The sequence below is a fragment of the Stutzerimonas kunmingensis genome, from assembly GCF_900114065.1.
Classification (GTDB): domain Bacteria; phylum Pseudomonadota; class Gammaproteobacteria; order Pseudomonadales; family Pseudomonadaceae; genus Stutzerimonas; species Stutzerimonas kunmingensis.
This window is the reverse complement of sequence record NZ_FORS01000003.1, coordinates 528,687-551,414: the sequence shown is the minus strand read 5'-3', so window position 1 is coordinate 551,414 and position 22,728 is coordinate 528,687. Positions and strand designations below refer to the sequence as shown.

The window sequence follows — 22,728 nt, the reverse complement described above, 5'->3', positions numbered from 1 at the left end:
CTCCTTGGCTGTGCGGCGCAGTTTAGCCGCTCGTATCGACGCCGTCAGGTGTCGCGCCACCGGGGTACCAGATCAGCAGCCGCGAGCGGCGCCAGTCATTCAATTGCTGCACTTCAACCGGCTCGACCCCTGGCACCGCGAAGCTGTTGCTGATCAACCGCGCGCCGGGACGCATCTCGGCGTGCGCCTTGTCCCACAGGGCGGACATGGGTGCCGGTGAGAGGAAGCAATAGACCACGTCGTACTCGGCGAGATCGACCCGCCACAGACTGAGCAGGCGAATATGGCAGTTGCGCCGCGGCAGGCAGCGCAGCCAGGACAGTGCGAAGGTCAGCGGCGCGGTTTCCACGCCAATGAACTGCGCGGCCGGAAAGTCCCGCGCCAGGCGCGACAGCGTGCCGGCCAGGCCGCTGCCCAGGTCGATATAGCGGAAACCCGCCGGCAGCTCGCTCAGCCGGTTGCGCAACTGGCGCTCGGCTTCACGACCGGTCAGGTAGAGCGGCACGCGCTCGGTGAAGGCATTCCAGTTCAACAGCAACAACAACGTGAATGCGCCCAGCGGCAACCAGCCCGGCACATCGAAATCACGCAGCAACGCCAGGCCAGGAACGAACATCAGGTTGATCGCCAGCCACCAGGCCGACAGCCCGAGCCGGGCCCCGATCAGCGCCGCCAGACAGCCCTGCGCGACTGCCACAAGGATGAGACCGGGACGCACACCCAGCACGCCGACCAGTCCGAGCAACAGCAGCCAGACCACCAGCAGCGCCAACAGCTGGGCCAGCAGCGCACGCAGGATGGGCAGGCGAGTAACGACAGAAGCAGGCATGACCGACAATCGAACGGGTGAAGGAGCACCAGTCTAACCCTCCGGCTTCAGCGCGATACAGGCCGAAGTGGGCGGGTTGCAGCATGCTAGACTCGCTCACCAACCTCAGAGACAACCGAATTCATGGCCAAACGCCAACTCAACCGCCGGCAGAACTGGCGTATCGAGAAAATCCAGGAAGAGCGCGCCGCCCGCGCCGCGCGTCGCGAAAGTCGTGCACTCGAAGAACTCGAAGGCGGCGATCTTGGCCCGGAGCAGACCGGACTGGTCATCGCGCATTTCGGCGTGCAGGTCGAGGTGGAAGCACTGGAAGGCGAACACAGCGGGCAGGTCTTTCGCTGCCACCTGCGCGCCAACCTGCCGGCGCTGGTCACCGGCGATCGTGTGGTCTGGCGCCCGGGCAACCAGGGCATCGGCGTCATCGTTGCGCAGCTGCCGCGACATTCGGAACTCTGCCGCCCGGATACCCGTGGCCAGCTCAAGCCCGTGGCGGCGAACGTCGACCTGATCGTCATCGTCTTCGCGCCGCTACCGGAGCCCCACGCCAACCTGATCGACCGCTATCTGGTCGCCGCGGAGCACGCCGGCATCACGCCATTGCTGCTGTTGAACAAGGTCGACCTGATCGACGAGCAGAACGAAGCCGCGCTGAATCGCCTGCTGGAAGTCTATCGGCAGCTGAACTATCCGCTGCTGGAAGTCTCGGCCCACGGTGGTGGCGGCATGGAAGCGCTCAAGGCGCGGCTCGACGGCCACGTCAGCGTCTTCGTCGGGCAATCCGGGGTAGGCAAGTCTTCGCTGGTGAACAGCCTGTTGCCGGGCGTCGACACCCGCGTCGGGGCGCTGTCGGAAATGACCGGCAAGGGCACCCACACCACCACCACGGCACGCCTGTTCCACTTTCCCGGTGGCGGCGAACTGATCGACTCCCCCGGCATCCGCGAATTCGGCTTAGGCCACGTCAGTCGCGCCGACGTCGAAGCGGGCTTCATCGAATTCCAGGATCTGCTCGGGCACTGCCGCTTCCGCGACTGCAAGCATGATCGCGAGCCCGGCTGCGCCCTGCTCCAGGCGCTGGAGGACGGGCGCATCCAGCCGCAGCGCATGAGCAGTTACCGACACATTCTCAGCAGCCTGCCAGAACCGGATTACTGATCTGGCGCTCAGCCCTCGCCGGGCTGACTGAACTGCAGCACGCCATCTTCGAAGATGTTCAACCGCTCCCGCAGTTGCTCCGGCTGTAACGGCTCCTCCCCAGCCGGCGCCGCGCCGCCAGATGGGGCGACTTCGCCTTCGGCAGCACCGGTCGAATACGTGGCAGCGGGCTGCTCATCCTCGATCGAACGCTGCGCCTTCTTGGTCAGCACCAGAATATCGATGCGTCGGTTGACCGGATTGAGCGGGTCCTTGCGATCGAACAGCGCGGACGAGGCGTAGCCCACTACCCGCGCGATCTGATCTTCCGGGTAACCACCGATCACCAGCGTGCGGCGTGCAGCGTTGGCACGCCCGGCCGAAAGCTCCCAGTTGCCGAAGTCGCTGCGCCCCGAGAAAGGCTTCGCATCGGTGTGGCCGCTGACGCTGATTTTGTTCGGCACCGCGGCGATGGTGTCGACCAGCGCCAGCAGGATGTCTTCGAAGTAGGGCTGCAACTGGGCGCTACCGAGGGCGAACATGGGCCGGTTCTCGGCATCCATGATCTGGATGCGCAGGCCGTCCTGGGTGATTTCGAAAAGGATCTGGTCCTTGAACTTCTGCAGCTCGGGATTCTCGTCGACCTTGTTCTGCAGCTCCTGCAACAGCAGCTCGAGGCGCTCGCGCTCCAGCTGTTCGGCGAAGGTTTCCACCTGATCGCTATCGATCTGCGCTTCGCTCTGCGCCGGCTCCAGCTCTGGATTGAGGGTGCGGTCCGGCGAGGGTGTCGGCGTCCCCCCCAGGTCGATGACGTGCGGGCTGGCGCTTTCGGTGAAGCCGATCGGATCCTGGAAGTAGCCGGAGATCAGTTTCTTCTGCTCAGGCGTCGCCGAACTCATCAACCACATCACCAGAAAGAACGCCATCATCGCGGTAGCAAAGTCGGCGAAGGCGATCTTCCACGCGCCGCCATGGTGGCCGCCCGCAACCTTCTTGACCCGTTTGACGATGATCGGTTGAGTGTTGTCCATGACGAGCCTTTAGCTGCCGCGCATGGCTTGCTCGAGCTCGGCAAAGCTCGGGCGATGCGCCGGATAAAGGACCTTGCGCCCGAACTCGACGGCCAGCGTCGGCGGCATGCCCGAGGCCGAGGCGACCAGCGTGGCCTTGATTGCCTCGTACACGTTCAGCTCCTCCTTGGCGTCGTGCTCCAGTGCCGCGGCCAGTGGCCCGAAGAAGCCATAGGAGGCAAGAATACCGAGGAAAGTACCGACCAGCGCCGAGCCAACCTTGTAACCGATCATCGCGTTATCCGCCTCGGCGAGGATCGACATGGTGATGACGATGCCCAGTACCGCCGCGACGATACCCATCGCCGGCAGGCCGTCCGCCACTTTGGCGACCGCATGGGAGGGATGTTCAAGTTCTTCCTTCAGGCTGTTCAGTTCCATGTCGAACAGGCCTTCGAGTTCGTGCGGCGCCATGTTGCCGGACGACATGATGCGCAGGTAATCGCAGGTGAAGGCGGTCATGCGCTCGTCCTGCAGGAAGCCCGGGTACTTGCTGAACAGCGGACTGGCGGCGGGATCTTCCAGGTCAGCTTCAATGGCCATCATCCCTTCACGACGACTCTTGTTGAGGATCGAGTAGAGCAGGCTGAGCACTTCCAGATAATAGGTATGGGTAAAACGGGTGCTGAACATCTTCAGCGATTTTTTGAACACCAGCATGGTGGTGCTGGCGGGGTTGGCCTGCAGAAAACCGCCCAGAGCCGCACCACCGATGATCATCACCTCGAACGGATGGATGAGCGCGCCGATCTTGCCGCCAGAGAGCACGAACCCGCCCAGCACGCTGGCGAACACGACGATAATCCCGATTATTTTGACCATAGGAGGTACGTCTAAAACCTGGTTACGAGCCGTCCGGATCAAGGGCAAATAAACGCCCAGAATCGCCACCAGACGACCTTGCGAAAGGAATGTTGGAAGAATTGTTCTGGTTATCGGAACTTTTGCGCCAGACTAAAGGCCATCCCGATGAAAAGCTAGTTCGGCCATGACCACCACACCTCCGCTGCCACGCACGATACCCGCCTGGATCAAGGCTCTCGACGATGCACCCCTTCCCGCGTTTGCCGGCGTCCATGGCAAGGTGCGACTGGCGCTGCGCGACAGCAGCAAGTCGATGCGGCAGATCGCCGAGCTTATTCAGGACAGCCCCGTGCTGGCGCTGCGTTTCATCCAGGAGGCCAATCGAGGCATCGGCGACAGCCAGCCGGCCGAGAGCCTGGAGGTCGCGCTCAGCCGCATCGGCCTGCAGCGCGCCGAAGCGCTGCTGGCGCGCATTCCGGCCATGGAGGCCGCCGACATGCCGCAGCCACTGCGGCAACTGGTATTAATCAGCCGCCACGCCAGCCAGCAGGCCAACGGACTGTTCGCCGCCCGCCTCGCACGACTGTGGCAGGACATTCACTGGGGCAGCCTGCTGTTCCTGTCTCCCGCCTGGGCGCTGATAGGCGCCTATCCGCATCTGCTCGACAGTTGGGAGCAGCGGGTACTGGTCAAGGGCGAGCCGGCCAGCAGGGTCGAGCGCGAGCTGCTCGGCGTATCCCTGCTGGAGCTGTGCCTAAGGCTTGCTGAGCATTGGCGGCTGCCGGACTGGATCATTCAGGGTTATCGCCTGCTGGGCACCGATCGGCGGCGCCTGATCAAGGCCCTGCATATTGCCCACGACAACGAGCACCCGCTGCATCAGCAGCAGATGCTCGACGCCGACCCCGACTTGCGCCGCTGGCTGACGCTGCCGAGCAACACCATCGTGCTGGCCAACGGCCTGGCACTGTCCTCGCACCATAGCTGGAGCGGCGTACACAGCCTGCGCTGGCAGCGCCTGGCCGGTTTGTATCTGCAGGTGTCGCTCGCCGATCTGCAGCAGATGGTGCACCAGCAGGCGGCGACCAGCGCCCGGGAGATCGGCCGGACCGATCTCTGGCATCCGGCTCAAGGCCTGCTGTGGCCTACCGGTACCCGTTTTCAGGTGTTGCGTGCTGCGCCGGTAGCAAGCGACGCCGATCTGGCCGAATGGCGCGAGCACTGTCGCCGCCTGCTCAGCGAGCCGACGCCGTTCAGCAACGTCTTGCAGCTGACCGCTACCGCCAGCCAAGCCCTTGCCTGCGCGGGCATGCAGCGCACACTGGTGTTGCTGTTCGACCGAAAGCAGAACCGCCTGGTCGCCCAGCAATCGGCCGGCCTGCCAAGCGATGCTGCGCGACTTACCCTCACCCCCGAGCAGAGCCAGATCGTGCGCCGTCTGCTGGAAAAGCCGGCACAGCTGCGCCTGCAGCCGGCCAACATGGCACAGTTCTCGGCATTGCTGCCCGGCAGCCTGAAAGCGCTTTTCAGCGGCGAACATCTGCTGCTGCGCTCGCTGGGCATCGACGGGCGCGTGCTGATGCTGGTGGTTTCCGACCAGAACGGCGCACCCTTCTCCGACACTACCCTGCAAACATTCGCTAAAACAACGCAGTGCATCGAGCGCGCATTGGCTACCTTCAGCAGGCGCGGGGTCTGAGCTTTTTCGCTAGACTTCGCCCCTTCTACGACTAGATGAGGGCTGCCGTGTCTGCCTTTTCCAACCTGCCGCTGGTGATCGAGCCAGCCGACCTGGCCGCACGCCTGGACGCGCCGGAGCTGATTCTGGTCGACCTGACCAGCGCCGCCCGTTATGCCGAAGGCCACCTGCCGGGCGCTCGCTTCGTCGATCCCAAACAGACCCAGCTCGGCCAGCCGCCAGCGCCGGGATTGCTTCCGGATATTGCGCAACTGCAGCGATTGTTCGGCGCACTGGGTCATCGGCACGACGCGGTGTACGTGGTGTATGACGACGAAGGCGGCGGCTGGGCCGGTCGTTTCATCTGGCTGCTCGACGTGGTCGGCCATCACCACTACCACTACCTCAACGGCGGGCTGCACGCCTGGCTCGGCGAGGCGCGACCGCTGACCCAGCAGATACCCGAGGCGGCGCCCGGCCTGCCGAACCTGACGCTGGACCCCGCCCCAATCGCGACCCGCAGCCACATCGAAAGCCGCCTCGGCGCAGACGATCTGGTGATCTGGGACGCGCGCTCGCCGGCCGAATTCCGTGGCGAAAAACTCTTTGCCGCGCGGGGCGGCCACATACCCGGGGCAATCAACTTCGAGTGGACCGCCGCCATGGACCGTGCTCGCGACCTCCGAATCCGCGAGGACATCGCCGAGCAGCTGGAGGCACTGGGCATCGTCCCGGAAAAGGAAGTCGTAACCCACTGCCACACCCATCATCGCTCCGGCCTCACCTACCTCCTGGCCAAGGCACTCGGCTACCCACGCGTCAAGGGCTATGCCGGCTCCTGGTCCGAATGGGGCAACCTGCCTGATACACCGGTGCAGCAATGAAAAGGACCCACATGAAAGATCGCCTGTTCGTCATCAGCCAGTACGTGCTGCCCCATCACCTCATCTCCCGCCTGGCTGGCTGCCTGGCCGAGTGCCGGCTGCCGTGGGTGAAGAACACCTTCATCAAGTGGTTCGTCCGGCATTTTCAGGTCGACATGCGCGAGGCCCAGGTCGAGGAGCCCACGGCCTACGAGCACTTCAATGCCTTCTTCACCCGCGCATTGAGAGACGGTGCCCGCCCGCTGGATCAGACTCCGGGCGCCATCCTCAACCCCTGCGACGGCGCAATCAGCCAGCTGGGCCGGATAGAACAAGGCCGTATCTTCCAGGCCAAGGGCCACAGTTACAGCGCCATGGAGCTGCTTGGCGGCGATCACGAGCGCGCTGCTCCGTTCATGGGCGGCGCGTTCGCCACGGTCTACCTCTCGCCCAAGGATTATCACCGCGTGCATATGCCGGTCAGCGGCACGCTGCGGGAAATGGTCTACGTGCCGGGGCGCATCTTCTCGGTCAACACGGTCACGGCGCAGGGCGTGCCGGAGCTGTTCGCGCGCAACGAGCGGGTGGTCTGCCTGTTCGATACCGAGCACGGGCCGATGGCCATGGTGCTGGTCGGCGCGATGATCGTCGCCAGCATCGAGACCGTCTGGGCCGGTCTGGTCACACCACCCAAGCGTACCTTGAAGACCTTCCGTTACGACGAAGCGGCGCGTGCGCCCATCCACCTTGAGAAAGGCGCCGAGATGGGCCGGTTCAAGCTGGGTTCGACGGTGATTCTGCTGTTCGGGCCGGAACAGGTGCGCTGGGCTGAACAACTGGGGCCGCTGAGCCCCGTGTGCATGGGCGAAGCGCTGGGCCAGGCGACGCTCAGCCCAACCGTCGCCGACCCGCTCGAAACCCTCTGATTCCCGCCCCAGCGACGTTCGGCAGCCCATAACTGCCGAACGTCGGCTAATATCATGAAGCTATCATTCAGTCCTGCCCGCTGCGGCAGATATTGATAGAGTTCTCATTAATTATGCCCTGACCGCCGCGGAGCCAACCGTTTGGATAGACAGAGCCATCATCTGCTGTTGCGCGTACCAGCGCCCACCCGGCAGACCCTGTCCTTCTGCGACGCCAGCGTGCGCGGCGTAACCGGCTGGCTCGCCGGCTTGCCGAAAGCCAACATAGGCGAAACCGCGCGCCAGCTTTACCAGGCGCTGATCGAACTCAACCAACTGCGCATCGCCACGGAAACCCGCCTGCAGATGCTGGAACTGCTGCGGCCGGACGTGCACTTCGTCTGCAACCAGCTGGAAAAGCACTTCGTCAACCAGCCCATCGTGCTCAGCGAGCGACCACGCAAAGTCGCCGGTCTCTGCCAGGCGCTGCAGAATCACCTCGCGGTTGGCTACAAGCTGATCGTGGTGCGTGTGGTTTCGCAACCCGAGCGCGATCGTCACCAACTGTTGTCGATCGCGCTGCAACGCGCCATTCACAGCCTCGGCGCGTTGCTGATCCGCTCCACCCAGCTCTACAGCCCGGCTGCTGCCGGGTTGTGGCTCGAACTGCACCAGCTCTATCAGCTGGCAGTCGAGCATGGCACCGAGCGCCTCCTGCTGCGCGATCCGCTGGCGCGATACTCCAAGGATCTCACCGCTGAGCAGAGCTACCTCGCAGCGCTGCTGCTCGGTTGCGCGCGCTGCAATCAGTTGCGTCAGCAGAGCATCGTCAAGCTGGCCGCGGCACTGGAGGCCTGGGGCGCAATGGCGCAGATCCAGGCAGCCAGCGCCGCCAGCAGCCTTTTCCTCCTGTCTCCGCTGGTGGACGGTCCGCCGCGCTACCGTTCGCTGTTTCCCGACAGAAATCAGCAGAACCTGCTCGGCATCGATACCCGGATGCTGGTCGGCATGATCGATGAGCACCTGCGCCTGGCGCCCGACAACCGCCGGCTGAGCCGTCTGCCAGCCGCCGCAGGACTGGACGACGATCTGCTGCGCCACCTGAACTCGGCCTGGGGCGCCATCTCCGAACGAACCTTCCAGCGCACGCCGGCAAAGGGCACGCTGGCGCTGTGCATCGGCATGACTGCGCTGCACTATCAACTCGCCGGTCAGCGCGCCTTCAACGAAGTGCTCGAACTGCCCGGCACCTCGAATCGAGCCGTGTTCAAGCTGCACAACGGCGCCGCAGATGTCTGGGCCAACGCATTCGATGCACAGAGCAACAGCATCGAACGCCTGCCGGACAGCGACCACATCGAGTTCGTCAGACCCGATGTTTCACGCGCAACGCCAGCGACCAGAGCACCCGTGTCTGCATCGACGAAAGGTAAGTCCACCAGCAACGAAGATCATCCGATCTATCAGGTCCAGCTGGTGGACCATAGCCCCGGCGGTTACTGCCTGGCCTGGGAAGGCGAGGTGCCCAGCCTGCTGCAGACCGGCGAGCTGTTGGGACTGCGCGAAGACACCGGGCAAACCTGGAGCGTCGCCGTGGTGCGCTGGATTCGCCAGGTACGCGGCGGCAGCACGCAGCTGGGCATCGAACTGATCGCACCGCAGGCCAAGCCCTGTGGTCTGCGCCTGCTGCGCAAGGTCGACCAGGGCAGTGAGTACCTGCGCGCCCTTCTGTTGCCGGAGATCGCCGCGATCTCCCAGCCGGCAACCCTGATCGCGCCACGCCTGCCTTTCCAGGAGGGGCACAAGGTTCAGATCAACCGTAACGGCGAGGAAGAGCGCGCCGTGCTGAACCAACGCCGTGCGGCTACCGGCAACTACAATCAGTTCGAATACCGCTCCCTGGGACAGGTCGCACCGGAGCGAGAGACGCCTGTCACAGGCTGGAAAACCCACACTGCGGGCGGGGATGAAGATTTTGACTCACTCTGGAAGTCGCTGTAGATTGCCGACTCTCGCATTCCTGCCTGCCCGCGCCGCTTTGGCGCGCACTTAAGCTGTTGCCATGGCCCTGCAAAAGAAAACCATCCGCCTGCTGATTCTCGAAGACTCGCAGAACGAGGCCGAGCGTCTGGTCAGCCTCTTCCGCAATGCCGGACAGGCGACCCGGGTGCATCGGCTGACCTCCAGCGACGATCTGGCCGAAGCGCTGAAACAGACCTGGGATCTGCTGATCAACGCACCGCAGAGCGAGAATCTCGACCCCAGCGAGGCAATCAGCGCCATTCGCCGGCAGGCCAAGGACATCCCGATCCTCCAGCTAACCGCAGGCAACGACGCCGAAGCGATCACCGAAGCGCTGATGCTCGGTGCCCAAGATGCCCTGCCGCAGGGTGAGGACGAGTGGCTGCTGCTGGTGGCCAATCGCGAACTGGCCAATCTCGAAGAGCGCCGCGCGCGCCGTTCAGCCGAAGTGGCCCTGCGTGAAGCGGAAAAGCGCTGCCAGCTCTTGCTCGACAGTTCGGTGGACGCCATTGCCTACGTGCACGACGGCATGCACATCTACGCCAACCGCGCCTACCTCGAGCTGTTCGGCTACGAGGACGTGGAGGATCTGGAAGGCATGCCGATGATCGATCTGATCAGCGGCACCGACCAGAGCCGTTTCAAGACCTTCCTGAAGAACTACCAGAGCATGGAAGGCAGCGCCGAACTGGCCTGTGGCGGCGTGCGCGCCGATGGCGACACGCTCAAGACACGCATGCACTTCTCGCCGGCGGCCTATGACGGCGAGCCCTGCATCCAGGTGGTGATCCGCGCCGAGAACGACAGTGCCGAACTGCAGAAGCTGCGCGAGATCAGCAGCCAGGACCCGGTAACCGGCCTGCTCAACCGCAACAGCTTCCTCGAAGTGATTGACGCCGCGGTAGAGCGCGCGATCAATGCCGGTCAGCCCGCCAGCCTCGCCTATATCCGCGTCGATCGCTTCGCCGCGCTGCAGGCAGACATCGGCCTGACCGACTCCGACCAGCTGCTCAACCAGCTCGCCACCCTGTTGCGGGGCCACTTCCCCGGCGAAGCCCAGCTGGCTCGCTTCGCCGATGACGTCTTTGCGGTCCTGCAACCCGGCGTCATTCCGCAGCAGGCCGAACCGGAGCTGCGCAAGCTGCTGACCAAGGTCGAAGGCCAACTGCTCGATGTCGGCGGTCGCACGGTGCAAACCACCCTCAGCATCGGCGTTGCCGGCCTCGACGAGAAGACCGCCAAGGCTCAAGACGCGATCGAGCGCGCGCACCGCTGTGCCGATGAGCTGAGCGACGGCAATGCGCTGAAGCTCTACAACCCGGCCGACGAACTGGCGGCAGCAGCCAACCGCGGCGACATCGTCGCGATGCTCAAGCAGGCGCTGGAAAGCAACAGCTTCCGCCTGCTGTTCCAGCCGATCATCAGCCTGCGCGGCGATAGCTTCGAGCATTACGAAGTGCTGCTGCGGCTACTCGATCCGCAGGGCGTGGAAGTCCCGCCGAACGAGTTCCTCAGTACCGCGGCCGACGCCGGCCTGGCTGCCAAGATCGACCGCTGGGTCATTCTCAATTCCATCAAACTGCTCGCCGAGCACCGCGCCAAGGGCCATCGCACGCGACTGTTCCTGCACCTGTCCGCCGCCAGTATCCAGGACCCCAGCCTGCTGCCCTGGCTCGGCGTCGTGCTCAAGGCTTCGCGCCTGCCAGGCGATTCGCTGGCCTTCGAGTTCGGTGAAGCCGATGCCGTGGCCTATCTCAAACCGGCCAAGGCGCTGGCCCAGGGACTCAACGGCCTCGGATGCCGCACCGCGCTCGCCCAGTTCGGCTGCGTGCTCAACCCATTCAATACGCTCAAGCATCTGGATGCCGAGTTCATCAAGGTCGATGGCTCCTACACCCAGGATCTGACCCGCCAGGAAAACCAGGAAGCGCTCAAGGCCCTGCTCGCCGAACTGCACGAGCAGCAGAAGCAGAGCATCGTACCGTTCGTCGAAAGCGCGACCGTACTCGCTACGCTGTGGCAAGCCGGCGTCAGCTACATCCAGGGCCATTATCTGCAGGGCCCGAGCCAGTCGATGGACTACGACTTCGCCTCCGACGAGGAGTGATGCGCCGCCGGGCTGGCAGCCTCCCGCCAGCCCCAACGCCACCAGACAATCCACCTCAGCTTGACTACGATCACTGGCCAGCCGCAGCGCTGAGCTAGAGTGTCCGGACGCCTTCAACTCGAAGAGGAGCCGCACCATGGTCATGATGAAAGCTGCCGTATTCGTCGAACCGGGCCGCATCGAACTGCAGGACAAGCCCATCCCCGAGATCGGCCCCAACGATGCCCTGCTACGCATCACCACAACCACCATCTGCGGCACCGACGTGCACATTCTCAAGGGTGAGTATCCGGTCGCGCCCGGCCTGACCATCGGCCACGAGCCGGTAGGCGTCATCGAAAAGCTGGGTAGCAACGTCAAGGGCTACCAGGAAGGTCAACGCGTCATCGCCGGGGCCATCTGCCCGAGCTTCACCTCCTACGCCTGTCAGGACGGCCTCCCCTCGCAGGACGGCGGCTGCTCCTGCCATGGTTACAAGCCCATGGGCGGCTGGCGTTTCGGCAACAGCATCGACGGCACCCAGGCCGAGTACGTACTGGTACCCGACGCCATGGCCAACCTGGCGCCCGTACCGGACGGCCTGACCGACGAACAGGTGCTGATGTGCCCGGACATCATGTCCACCGGGTTCGCCGGCGCCGAGGCGGCCAATATCAAGATCGGCGACATCGTGGTGATCTTCGCCCAGGGGCCCATCGGCCTCTGTGCCACCGCTGGCGCCAGGCTCCGCGGTGCGGGCACCATCATCGCCGTGGACGGTGTGGATGCGCGGCTGGATATCGCCCGGAAGATGGGTGCGGACGTGACGCTCAACTTCCGCAATGTCGATGTGGTGGAAGAGGTTCTCAAGCTAACCGGCGGCCGCGGCGTCGACGCCTCCATCGAGGCACTGGGCCTGCAATCGACGTTCGAGAGCGCATTGCGAGTACTCAAGCCGGGCGGAACGCTGTCCAGCCTGGGCGTCTATTCCAGTGACCTGACCATTCCGCTCGGCGCTTTCCATGCGGGGCTTGGCGACAACAAGATCGTCACCTCGCTCTGCCCGGGCGGCAAGGAGCGCATGCGCCGACTGCTCAATGTGGTCGCCTCGGGCCGGGTCGATCTCGGCCCGCTGGTCACCCATCAATATGCGCTGGACGACATCACCGACGCCTACGACCTGTTTGCCAATCAGCGCGATGGCGTGCTGAAGGTGGCGATCAAACCCTGAAGACACTGCAAGGCATGAGTGACAAAACTAGAGCCCCGGATCGATTGATCCGGGGCTTTGCGTTGTTCGAGCCTGCAGCCGCGCTTTATTCCGTGCCGTCGCGATCGCGGAAACCCAGCAGGTAGAGAATCCCGTCCAGACCCAGGGTTGAAATCGCCTGCTTGGCCGACTGCTTGACCAGCGGTTTGGCGCGGAAGGCAACGCCCAGGCCGGCCAGACCAAGCATCGGCAGGTCGTTGGCGCCATCACCCACGGCGATGGTCTGCTCCAGACACAGCCCTTCCTGCTCGGCCAGCTGGCGCAGCAGATCCGCCTTGCGCTGGGCATCGACGATCGGCTCGACCGCCACGCCGGTGACCTTGCCGTTCTCGATCTGCAATTCATTGGCGAACACGTAGTCGATGCCGAGCTTGGCCTGCAGCTGCTTGGCGAAATAGCTGAAGCCGCCGGACAGGATCGCTGTCTTGTAGCCCAGGCGCTTGAGTTCGGCGAACAGCACTTCGGCACCCTCGGTCAGGCGCAGGCTGGCACCGATGTCCGCCAGCACGTCTTCCGACAAGCCTTCCAGCAGCGCCAGGCGCTCCTTGAAGCTGGCGCGGAAATCCAGCTCGCCACGCATCGCCCGCTCGGTGATCTCCGACACCTGCTCGCCAACACCGGCGGCCTTGGCCAGCTCGTCGATGACCTCGGCCTCGATCAGCGTCGAGTCCATGTCGAACACAGCCAGCCGGCGATTGCGCCGGTAGACCGAATCACGCTGGAAGGCGATATCGACATTGAGCTCCTGCGCCACGCTGAGAAACTCGGCGCGCAGCGCCGCGGTATCGGCCGGCTCGCCGCGCACCGAAAACTCGATGCAGCCCTTGCCCAGTTCTTCAGGCATGTCCAGCGGCATGCGTCCGGACAGGCGGTCGATATGGTCGATGTTGAGCCCGTACTTCGCCGTGATCGAGCTGACCCGCTGCAATTGCTCGGCGGTGACCTTGCGCGTCAGCAGGGTGACGATGTGCCGGGACTTGCCCTGCCCGGCCACCCAGTGCTGGTAGTCGGCCTCGGCCACCGGGGTGAAGCGCACCTGCTGGTCATGCTTGTAGCCCATGAACAGGACGTCCTTGAGTACCGACGAGGCGCGCTCGTTATCCGGAATCTCGATCAGGATGCCGAACGACAGCGTGTCATGGATCACCGCCTGGCCGATGTCGAGAATGTTCACGCCACCCTGGGCGAGCACGCCGGTGATGGCCGCGGTGAGGCCCGGACGGTCTTCACCGGTGATATTGATCAGGACGATTTCGCGCAAGGCGCAGCTCCCATGGCAGGCAACGAAGGCGGGCATTCTACATCAGCTGACCAGCGCGCTGGACAGGCCCCGCGGCAGGCACATCGCGCTCCACCACGATGACCCTGGACGCAATTCGTCAGCTTACCGTCGCAGACCTTCAGCGCCCCCCGTGCTTTCCGTATACTGCTCGGCAATTTCCCGACGAGAAGAGCCGCGCTCTGTGAACCGGCCCGCATCCGTAAAGCCAGACAACTTCTTCCTCATGCTCTATCGCGCAGTACGCCAGCATCGCGTGCCGCTGGTGTTGCGTATTGCCAGCCATACGCTGCTGCTGGTGGCGCTGGCGCTGATCATCTACGCGTGGGTGATCGGCATGCAGTTCAAGCATGCCATGGAGCAGCAGGCCGATGCCCTCGGCCAGAGCCTGGTCACCCAGACGGCCGCCTCGGCCACCGATCTGCTGGTGGCCAACGACATCCTCAGCCTCAACGTGCTGCTGAGCAATCTGGTGAAGAATCCACTGGTCGCTCACGCAGCGATCTACAGCGTGGACAATCGCGTGCTCGCCGAGTCCGGAACCCGGCCTCAGCAGGGCCTGCTCGGGGACGATAACGGGCTTTATTCAACACCAATCAGCTTTCAGGAAGTGATTGCCGGGCATCTGCGCGTGAGCCTGGACATGCAGCAGTTTCAGCAGCCGATGACCATCAGCCTGCAGAGCATGGGACTACTCAGCCTGATCCTGCTGGCGTTGACGCTGATGCTGAGCCTGCGCCTGGGCCGGCAATTGGCGACGCCCTTGATGCAGCTGCGCCTGTGGCTGCGCGACCCGGACGACCCCGCCCCGGGTGCCGGACGGCAGGACGAGATTGGCGACCTTGCGCGCCAGCTGCAGGCACGCCTGGTGCCGGAGAAGCCCGAGGCGGAGCTTGACCTGAGCGATGCACTGGACGACGACTATTTCGACCAGGGTGACGACCACAGCATTGACTCACGATCCCCCGCAGCGCAACCGGAGCGCTTCGATATCGAGCTGGACGACGAGTCACATCGCACACGCGGCTTTTCCGCGAACGCTGATGACGACGTGCAGCAGCTGGACGACGACGTCCCGTTCGAGCTCCCGTCACTGGGTACCCCGAGCGTACAACCTCCTACCCCGCCGCAACCTACCCGCAGCGCCGTGCTGGCCATCCAGCTCGGCGGGCAGGAACAATTGCGCCGCTTGCCGCGGCCGCGCCTGACCGAACTGCTGCAACGCTATCGAGACTGCCTGCAACAAGCCGCGACGCTTTACCAGGCCGAGCTGCACACGCTCAACGATGGCAGTAGCCTGATGTTGTTTCATAGCCAGGACGACGAGCAGAACTACCTCACCCACGCGATCTGCTGTGGCGAACTGATGCGTGCGCTGGGCCATGCCTTGCAGATCGACGTCGCCGACAGCGGCATCACGTTGCAACTGCAGCTCGCCCTGACCCAGGGCGATGGCCTGTTCGACCTGAGCCAGGGCGACCTGCTGCTGAGCCAGCCGGCGCAAGCTGCGCTGGATATGTCGCTGCACAGCCGCAACCTGCTGCTGGTAGAGGGCAGCATCAGCGAGGACCGGCTGATTCAGCAGCGCGCGCGAATCCGCCCGATTGCCAGCCCGGAAGGCGCCTGCTGCGTCGAGCGCCTGCTGGACCCATACCCCTCGTTGCTGGAACGCCAGCTGACGCGCATGCACGAACTACGCAGCCGCACCCACTGACGCAAGCCATACGGTCGCTATCAAACGACCGTTGGCCTTTGGTCGAGCCCGCAGTCGCAACCAGCCCGAGAAAATGAAAAAGCCCGACCAGATCACTGGCCGGGCTTTTCAATGCGCTGGCTGCAACAGCAGCCGCGACAGAGTCAGAAGCGGAACACTTCCATATCCGTACGAATGGGTTCGGCGGCCGGGATGCGCGGTGCCGGTGCCTCGGCAGACTTGCTTACCTGTGGCTTGGCAGGGGCAGCCTTGGGTGCGGTCTTGGCTACCAGGGTAGGTTCGACCGCATCGGCGACCATCTCGCTCAGCCGCTGCAGCAGAACGCTCTGCGCCCGCACCTGGTCGCTCGCGCTGCCCTGGTGCTCCTCCTGCAGGCGCACCAGTCGACTGCCCAAATGCTTGCCCGCCTTGTCGCGCAGACGCCATTGCGCCTCGAGTACCGCCGGGAATTCGGGGCCGGAATCAAGGCGCGTGATGGACAGCTCGATCTGCACTTCTGGCGTAAAGCCTTCGTCGGCCGGGCCAAGCACCAGGCTCTGCGTATCCAGACGCCAGGCCAGCTGGCGCAGCAACACCTGCTCGACGTCGGCCTTCAGGCTGCCCGCCCAGTGGGCGCGCTGACCGTCGACGGCCAGGCTGCCGTCAGCCAGACGCTGAAGCAAGGCGTCACGCTGCAGATAATCGGCAAGCGTCACCGGTGCCAGCAGCACGGCGGCGCCATCGGTTCGCTCAGGCACTTCAGTCGTACCGCTGTCCAGTCGGTACATTGGTGCAGGCTGCAGGCCGATGCAGCCTGTCAGCCCCATGCTGGCCAGCAACAAAACAGTCGGAACACGCAGCAAATTCTTCATTACCGTCATAACACCAGAGTTCAGGCCGCTCGCGACCATCAGATCGCCAATGCCTCGTGCATATGTCTCGCCGGACAATCGACTCCGCCGACGCGAAAGAAAGCACCGGGCAACATGCCGCAGGCTGGAAAGGCCGCTATCTTCCGTGAAAGCGGCCTTCGATTCCAGCGCCAATACGTTTGGTCATGCTTCGACCAGCAAGCCTTCGACGCGCTGGAAGCCTCGTGGCAGCTTGTTGCCGCGCCTGCCACGTTCGCCTTTGTAGTGCTCCAGATCCTCGGCCTTGAGCGACAGCGTGCGCTTGCCCGCCTGCAACACCAGTGTCGCACCGGTCGGCAACACGGCGAGATCGACCAGATACTCCTCGCGGCTCGCGACCCGCTCGCCGGGGATGCCGATGATCTTGTTGCCCTTGCCCTTGCCCAGCTGCGGCAGATCCCGCACCGGGAACACCAGTAGACGGCCCTCGGTCGTCACTGCAGCCAGCCAATCCTCCTCGCGACTGGCCAGCGGCCGCGGCGCGACGACCTTGGCGCCTTTCGGCAGCGAGAGCAGCGCCTTGCCCGCCTTGTTCTTGGCCTGCAGGTCCTCGCCCTTGACCACGAAACCGTAGCCGGCGTCCGAGGCGATCACGTAGAGCGCCTCATCATCGGGCAGCATCACGCATTCGAAACTCGCGCCCGGCGGTGGCGTCAGCCGGCCGGTGAGCGGCTCGCCCTGGCCTCGCGCCGAAGGCAGCGAGTGCGCCGCCAGCGAATAGCTGCGCCCAGTGGAGTCGATGAACACCGCATATTGATTCGAGCGCCCGGCCGCAGCTGCCTTGAAGCCATCTCCGGCCTTGTAGGACAGCCCGCTGGCATCGACATCATGGCCCTTGGCGCAGCGCGCCCAGCCTTTATCGGAGATCACCACGGTCACCGGCTCGGACGGCAGCAGCTCGTTTTCCGACAGCGCCCGCGCCTCGGCTCGCTCGACGATCGGCGAGCGGCGATCGTCGCCATAGGTTTCCGCGTCCTCAATCAGCTCCTTGCGCACCAGTTTCTTCAGCTTGGTTTCACTACCCAGCAGCGCCAGCAGCTTCTCGCGCTCCTTGGCCAGCTCGTCCTGCTCGCCGCGGATCTTCATCTCTTCCAGCCGCGCCAGCTGACGCAGGCGGGTGTCGAGGATGTAGTCGGCCTGCAGCTCGGAGAGCTCGAAGCGCGCCATCAGCACCGGCTTGGGCTGATCTTCGGTACGGATGATGTGGATCACTTCATCCAGATTTAGGAAGGCCACCAGCAAGCCTTCCAACAGGTGCAGACGCCTCTCGACCTTGTCCAGGCGGAACTGCAGGCGACGGCGCACGGTGCCTATGCGATAGGTCAGCCACTCGCTGAGCAGGGTACGCAGGTTCTTCACCTGTGGGCGACCATCGAGCCCGATCACGTTGGTGTTGACCCGGTAGCTGGACTCCAGATCGGTGGTGGCGAACAGGTGCTGCATCAGCGCTTCGACATCGACCCGGTTGGAGCGCGGGATGATGACGATGCGACAGGGGTTCTCATGATCCGACTCATCGCGCAGGTCGGCGACCATTGGCAACTTCTTGGCCTGCATCTGCCCGGCGATCTGCTCGAGCACCTTGGAGCCGGACACCTGGTGCGGCAGCGCGGTGACCACGACGTCGCCGTCTTCGACACGGTAGACGGCCCGCATGCGAACGGAACCTCGACCTGTCTCATAGATCTTCAGCAGGTCCGCACGCGGCGTGATGATCTCCGCCTCGGTCGGGAAATCCGGCCCCAGCACATGCTCGCAGAGCTGCTCGACACTGGCGCTCGGCTCGTCGAGCAGACGTATGCAGGCGCTCGCCACTTCACGCAGGTTGTGCGGCGGCACATCGGTGGCCATGCCCACGGCGATGCCGGTGGTGCCGTTGAGCAAAAGGTTGGGCAGGCGCGCCGGTAGCGTCGCCGGCTCGTCGAGGGTGCCATCGAAGTTCGGCACCCACTCCACCGTACCCTGCCCCAGCTCGCTGAGCAGCACCTCGGAATAACGCGACAGCCGGGCCTCGGTGTAACGCATGGCGGCGAAGGACTTGGGATCATCCGGCGCGCCCCAGTTGCCCTGACCATCGACCAGCGTGTAGCGATAGCTGAACGGCTGCGCCATCAGCACCATGGCTTCGTAGCAGGCACTGTCGCCATGCGGATGAAACTTGCCGAGCACGTCACCGACGGTACGTGCGGACTTCTTGTGCTTGGCGTCGGCGCCCAGGCCGAGTTCGCTCATGGCATAGATGATGCGCCGCTGCACCGGCTTCAAACCGTCGCCGATATGCGGCAGTGCGCGATCCATGATCACGTACATGGAGTAGTTGAGGTAGGCCTGCTCGGTGAAATCGGCGAGGGAGCGACGCTCCACGCCGTCCAGGCTCAGGTCGAGGGATTCGCTCATCAGCAGTTTTCTTCAGCAAAGGATGGATGACTCACGGCTGGTTGCTCGCCGAACTTGAGCAAGTTGCCGTGGGCGTCGATGACATAAAGTTCTTGCATGCCCCAGGGCTGCATAACGGGCGCGTCCAGGACCAGGCCACGCTGACAGAACTCCCGGTACAGCGCCTGGCAATCGCCGGTACGTATGTAGCAGGAGGTGTTCTCGGCAACGTGGCGCTCCGTGCAAAGCCAGAAATGCAGCTGCGCACCGTCGCGCTCCACGATCAGGTAGTCAGTGGCCTGGAGCACGACCTGGAAACCCAGATAGGTCGTGTAGAAGCCGCGGCTTTCATCGAGATTCAACGAAGCCAGGACAGGCACCGTGGACTGTATGAGCGCCCTCATCGGTCTTGCCCCTGAGGTAGTTGCTGGCGCAGCACCAGGGTGCCGGCGCGCTGGGTGAATTCAAGCTGCTTCAGTGCGCTCATACCGAGCAGAACCTGTTCGCTGCGAAAGCCGGGAGCGACGATAGCGCGCACGTCGTGCAGGCGGATGTCTCCCAGATCAAGGCTCGACAGCACGGTGCGATAGCCGGTGGTCTGGCCGTTGGCGGTATGCAGCATCACCGGTGCGCCACGCTCCAGCCTCAGCCGTTCGGCCAGCTCGGCCGGCACCGCGACATCGGTAGCACCGGTGTCCAGCAGAAAGGTGACCGCCTCACCATTGATCCGCCCACTGGCAACGAAATGGCCTTGCACGTTGCCGGCCAGCTGCACTTCGATCTGCTCGCCCTGCAGCTGGGAAACCGGCTGCCGATTGGGGTTGAGCCGATCCTCCTCCCAAGCGGCGAAAAAGCGGGTGGCCAGGAACAGTCCGACGCCCCAGGCGAGCACCAGCATCACGCGCCCGGCACGCCGCCCGGCGGTCTGGCTCACGGCTTCGCGCCCCAGCCGCCATCGGGCGCGGCAAAACGCCAGACGATCGGACGCTTTTCGCCATCGCCACGGGCCTTGCCGTTGTTGTCGACGCCGATCCAGACACCTTCGGCATCGACCCATAACGCCTCGGCATTACCGTAGGGCTCAGCGTAACGGCGCCCCTCGGTCAAGGCTTCCTCGGCAAATGACCAGCAGCGCTCGACCACTCCAGTGGCCGGGTTGCGACGACAGACGCGGTAGGCCGAGGGCTCCAGTACGAAAAGCTTGTCGGCGAAGAACGCCACCGCCGAGAAGCTCTTTGGCAGCGGCGCATCGCCCAGCGCAGCGGGCGGCAGCTGATCGCCCCCCTCGGCCATCAGCACGCAACCGCCCGTGCACTGCCAGCTGCTCTGCTGACGATGCAGCACCAGAAGACCGCGGCGCTCGCGTTCGGCCGCAAGCCACATGCGCTCGGCCTTCGGATCGACGGCGATCCCTTCGAACAGCGCGTTGAAGTGCCAGAGCATGCCGCTGGCCCGCGCCTGTCGTACCAGCGTATCGGGCAGGCGCAGCCATTCCGCCGTACCCGCCGGGCTGACCCGCAGCACGCCGGCATGGGCCTCACTGACCACGTAGCGGTTGCCCAGGCTGTCACAACTCAGACCTTCGAAATCCAGCTGACCACCCCGCACCTGGCCACTGACCCAGGCGCGCATGCGCATGCCCCAGGGCAAGCCGCTGTCCGGCGGCGGGCCCGCCTCGAAACGCTCGGGCTCCGCCTGCCAGGGCGAGACGCTGGTATCCAGACGATAGAGAACGTCGTCCTCGCGATCGGAAACGGCCCACAAGGCATCGCCGCACCAGGCCATTCCGGACAGGTTGCCACCGGCTATTCCGGCCACCGGGTGCTCGCCGAGCAATTTCAGTTCGGGCGCCGCCTCGCTGGCCCAGAGCGGTGCCGAAGCCAGACTCAGCAACGCCAGCCAACGGCGGATCAAACCAGCACCTCGGCCAGATTGCCCTTGGACTCGAGCCAGCTCTTGCGGTCGCCGGCGCGCTTCTTGGCCAGCAGCATGTCCATGATCTCGCGGGTGCCCTCGAAATCATCCAGGGTCAGCTGTACCAGTCGACGCGTGTTGGGGTCCATGGTGGTCTCGCGCAGTTGCGGCGGATTCATCTCACCGAGGCCCTTGAATCGGGTGACCTGAGGTTTTCCACGGCGCTTTTCAGCAACCAGACGCTCGAGGATGCCGTCGCGCTCGGCCTCGTCCAGCGCGTAGAAGATGTCCTTGCCCAGATCGATGCGATACAGCGGCGGCATGGCGACATAGACATGGCCGGCCTCGACCAGAGGGCGGAAATGCTGAACGAACAGGGCGCAGAGCAACGTGGCGATGTGCAGGCCGTCTGAGTCGGCGTCGGCGAGGATGCAGATCTTGCCGTAACGCAGCTGGCCCAGATCGGCCGCGCCCGGATCGACGCCGATGGCGACGGCGATGTCGTGGACTTCCTGGCTGGCCAGTACTTCGCCGCCGTCGACTTCCCAGGTGTTCAGGATCTTGCCGCGCAGCGGCATGATCGCCTGGAACTCCTTGTCCCGCGCCTGCTTGGCCGAGCCGCCGGCCGAGTCACCCTCGACCAGGAACAGCTCGGCGCGCATCGGGTCCTGCCCGGCGCAGTCGGCCAGCTTGCCCGGCAGCGCCGGGCCCTGGGTGATCTTCTTGCGTTCGACCTTCTTGCCGGCCTTGAGGCGGCGCCCGGCGTTGCTGATCGCCAGCTCGGCCAGTTGCATGCCCAGCTCCGGGTGGGCATTAAGCCAGAGGCTGAAGGCATCCTTGACCACACCGGAGACGAATGCCGCGGCCTCGCGGGACGACAGGCGCTCCTTGGTCTGCCCGGAGAACTGCGGCTCCTGCATCTTCATCGAGAGGACGAAGGCGATGCGCTCCCAGATGTCTTCCGGCGCCAGCTTCAGCCCGCGCGGCATCAGGTTGCGGAATTCGCAGAACTCGCGCATGGCGTCCAGCAGGCCCTGGCGCAGACCGTTGACATGGGTGCCGCCCTGGGCCGTTGGAATCAGGTTGACGTAGCTCTCCTGGACACTCTCGCCACCTTCCGGCAGCCACAGCAGCGCCCAGTCCACCGCCTCGGTGTTGCCCGCCAGGGTGCCGACGAAGGGCTCGTCGGGCAGGCGCAGATAATCGCTGACCGAGTCGACCAGGTACGAACGCAGGCCGTCCTCGTAGTGCCACTCGACCTTCTCGCCGCTGCCCTTGTCCTCGAAGCTGACGCTCAGCCCCGGGCAGAGCACGGCCTTCGCCTTGAGCACATGCTTGAGGCGGCTGATGGAGAATTTGGGGGAATCGAAGTATTTCGGATCGGCCCAGAAGCGCACGCTGGTACCGGTGTTGCGCTTGCCGACGCTGCCGATGACTTCCAGGTCAGTGGCCTTGAAGCCATCGGCGAAGCTCATGCGGTACTCACTGCCGTCGCGCTTGACGGTTACTTCGACCCGCGTCGACAGGGCGTTGACTACCGAGATGCCGACCCCGTGCAGACCACCGGAGAACTGGTAGTTCTTGTTGGAGAACTTGCCGCCGGCGTGAAGCTTGGTGAGGATCAGCTCGACGCCCGGCACACCCTCTTCCGGGTGGATGTCCACCGGCATGCCACGGCCGTCGTCGATCACTTCCAGCGAATTGTCTTGATGCAGGATCACCTGAACCGAGCGGGCATGGCCGGCGATGGCTTCGTCGACGCTGTTGTCGATGACTTCCTGGGCCAGGTGGTTGGGCCGCGAGGTATCGGTGTACATGCCCGGGCGCTTGCGCACCGGGTCGAGGCCGGAAAGAACCTCGATGGCTTCTGCGGTATAAGACATCTGTCTGGCAC

The 22,728-nt window shown here is 64.4% G+C and carries 18 protein-coding genes; 8 read left to right on the top strand and 10 right to left on the bottom strand.

From position 1 onward, the window contains the following. Positions 1-22 precede the first annotated feature (22 nt). Positions 23-829: a class I SAM-dependent methyltransferase gene (locus BM275_RS10535; RefSeq protein ID WP_090521062.1), complete on the bottom strand. Its 807-nt coding sequence runs from the start codon at positions 827-829 to the stop codon at positions 23-25. Positions 830-952: 123 nt separating this feature from the next. On the opposite strand from BM275_RS10535, the gene rsgA reads away from it, so the two are divergent. Beyond that, complete coding sequence (rsgA, locus tag BM275_RS10530) at positions 953-1,984, top strand: small ribosomal subunit biogenesis GTPase RsgA (protein ID WP_014818941.1); 1,032 nt, start codon at positions 953-955, stop codon at positions 1,982-1,984. An 8-nt stretch (positions 1,985-1,992) separates the two neighbouring features. Here the strand turns inward: rsgA and motB are convergent, their stop codons facing one another. Together motB and motA are read right to left on the bottom strand one after the other, a co-directional pair. Beyond that, the gene (motB, locus tag BM275_RS10525) at positions 1,993-2,994 is read right to left on the bottom strand and encodes a flagellar motor protein MotB (protein WP_090521061.1); all 1,002 of its coding nucleotides are present in this window, start codon (positions 2,992-2,994) and stop codon (positions 1,993-1,995) included. Positions 2,995-3,003: 9 nt separating this feature from the next. Then, entirely contained in the window at positions 3,004-3,855 is an 852-nt protein-coding gene (motA, locus tag BM275_RS10520) for a flagellar motor stator protein MotA (protein WP_042921826.1), read from the bottom strand. Positions 3,856-4,021: 166 nt separating this feature from the next. Here motA and BM275_RS10515 point away from each other — a divergent pair, with 166 nt between their 5' ends. The 6 genes from BM275_RS10515 (at position 4,022) to BM275_RS10490 (ending at position 12,622) form a co-directional block, all read left to right on the top strand. Further along, on the top strand, positions 4,022-5,536 hold the full coding sequence (locus tag BM275_RS10515; RefSeq protein ID WP_045666784.1) for an HDOD domain-containing protein: 1,515 nt from the start codon (positions 4,022-4,024) through the stop codon (positions 5,534-5,536). Between the two features lie 47 nt (positions 5,537-5,583). Further along, positions 5,584-6,399 (top strand): rhodanese-like domain-containing protein, encoded by an 816-nt coding sequence (locus BM275_RS10510; protein WP_090521059.1) that lies wholly within the window; start codon positions 5,584-5,586, stop codon positions 6,397-6,399. A gap of 11 nt (positions 6,400-6,410) precedes the next feature. Next, positions 6,411-7,304: an archaetidylserine decarboxylase gene (gene asd, locus BM275_RS10505; protein ID WP_042921831.1), complete on the top strand. Its 894-nt coding sequence runs from the start codon at positions 6,411-6,413 to the stop codon at positions 7,302-7,304. Positions 7,305-7,445: 141 nt separating this feature from the next. After that, a complete protein-coding gene (locus tag BM275_RS10500; protein WP_090521057.1) occupies positions 7,446-9,284 on the top strand; it encodes a molecular chaperone in 1,839 nt (612 codons plus the stop codon). A 61-nt stretch (positions 9,285-9,345) separates the two neighbouring features. Then, positions 9,346-11,412, top strand: a complete 2,067-nt coding sequence (locus BM275_RS10495; protein WP_023444901.1) for a GGDEF/EAL domain-containing response regulator — start codon at positions 9,346-9,348, stop codon at positions 11,410-11,412. Between the two features lie 136 nt (positions 11,413-11,548). After that, positions 11,549-12,622: an NAD(P)-dependent alcohol dehydrogenase gene (locus tag BM275_RS10490; RefSeq protein ID WP_041015879.1), complete on the top strand. Its 1,074-nt coding sequence runs from the start codon at positions 11,549-11,551 to the stop codon at positions 12,620-12,622. An 85-nt stretch (positions 12,623-12,707) separates the two neighbouring features. Here the strand turns inward: BM275_RS10490 and serB are convergent, their stop codons facing one another. Next, the gene (gene serB, locus BM275_RS10485) at positions 12,708-13,922 is read right to left on the bottom strand and encodes a phosphoserine phosphatase SerB (protein ID WP_023444899.1); all 1,215 of its coding nucleotides are present in this window, start codon (positions 13,920-13,922) and stop codon (positions 12,708-12,710) included. A gap of 202 nt (positions 13,923-14,124) precedes the next feature. Here serB and BM275_RS10480 point away from each other — a divergent pair, with 202 nt between their 5' ends. Beyond that, positions 14,125-15,654 (top strand): AhpA/YtjB family protein, encoded by a 1,530-nt coding sequence (locus BM275_RS10480; protein WP_090521054.1) that lies wholly within the window; start codon positions 14,125-14,127, stop codon positions 15,652-15,654. Positions 15,655-15,797: 143 nt separating this feature from the next. Here BM275_RS10480 and BM275_RS10475 read toward each other — a convergent pair whose 3' ends face one another. The 6 genes from BM275_RS10475 to parE form a co-directional block, all read right to left on the bottom strand. Next, the gene (locus tag BM275_RS10475) at positions 15,798-16,505 is read right to left on the bottom strand and encodes a PqiC family protein (RefSeq protein ID WP_090521052.1); all 708 of its coding nucleotides are present in this window, start codon (positions 16,503-16,505) and stop codon (positions 15,798-15,800) included. A gap of 183 nt (positions 16,506-16,688) precedes the next feature. Further along, positions 16,689-18,941 carry a DNA topoisomerase IV subunit A gene (gene parC / locus BM275_RS10470; RefSeq protein WP_045667037.1) on the bottom strand — a complete coding sequence of 751 codons (2,253 nt, stop codon included), beginning with the start codon at positions 18,939-18,941 and terminating at the stop codon, positions 16,689-16,691. Beyond that, positions 18,941-19,324, bottom strand: a complete 384-nt coding sequence (locus tag BM275_RS10465; protein WP_031297512.1) for a bleomycin resistance protein — start codon at positions 19,322-19,324, stop codon at positions 18,941-18,943. The genes parC and BM275_RS10465 overlap by 1 nt, the downstream gene beginning before the upstream one ends. Further along, positions 19,321-19,854, bottom strand: coding sequence for a retropepsin-like aspartic protease family protein (locus BM275_RS10460; RefSeq protein ID WP_090521050.1), 534 nt, complete (start codon positions 19,852-19,854; stop codon positions 19,321-19,323). Before BM275_RS10460 ends, BM275_RS10465 begins: the two co-directional genes overlap by 4 nt. Beyond that, positions 19,851-20,834 (bottom strand): esterase-like activity of phytase family protein, encoded by a 984-nt coding sequence (locus tag BM275_RS10455; protein WP_090521048.1) that lies wholly within the window; start codon positions 20,832-20,834, stop codon positions 19,851-19,853. The genes BM275_RS10460 and BM275_RS10455 overlap by 4 nt, the downstream gene beginning before the upstream one ends. Then, positions 20,831-22,717, bottom strand: a complete 1,887-nt coding sequence (parE, locus tag BM275_RS10450) for a DNA topoisomerase IV subunit B (RefSeq protein WP_090521046.1) — start codon at positions 22,715-22,717, stop codon at positions 20,831-20,833. The genes BM275_RS10455 and parE overlap by 4 nt, the downstream gene beginning before the upstream one ends. Positions 22,718-22,728: the final 11 nt, after the last annotated feature.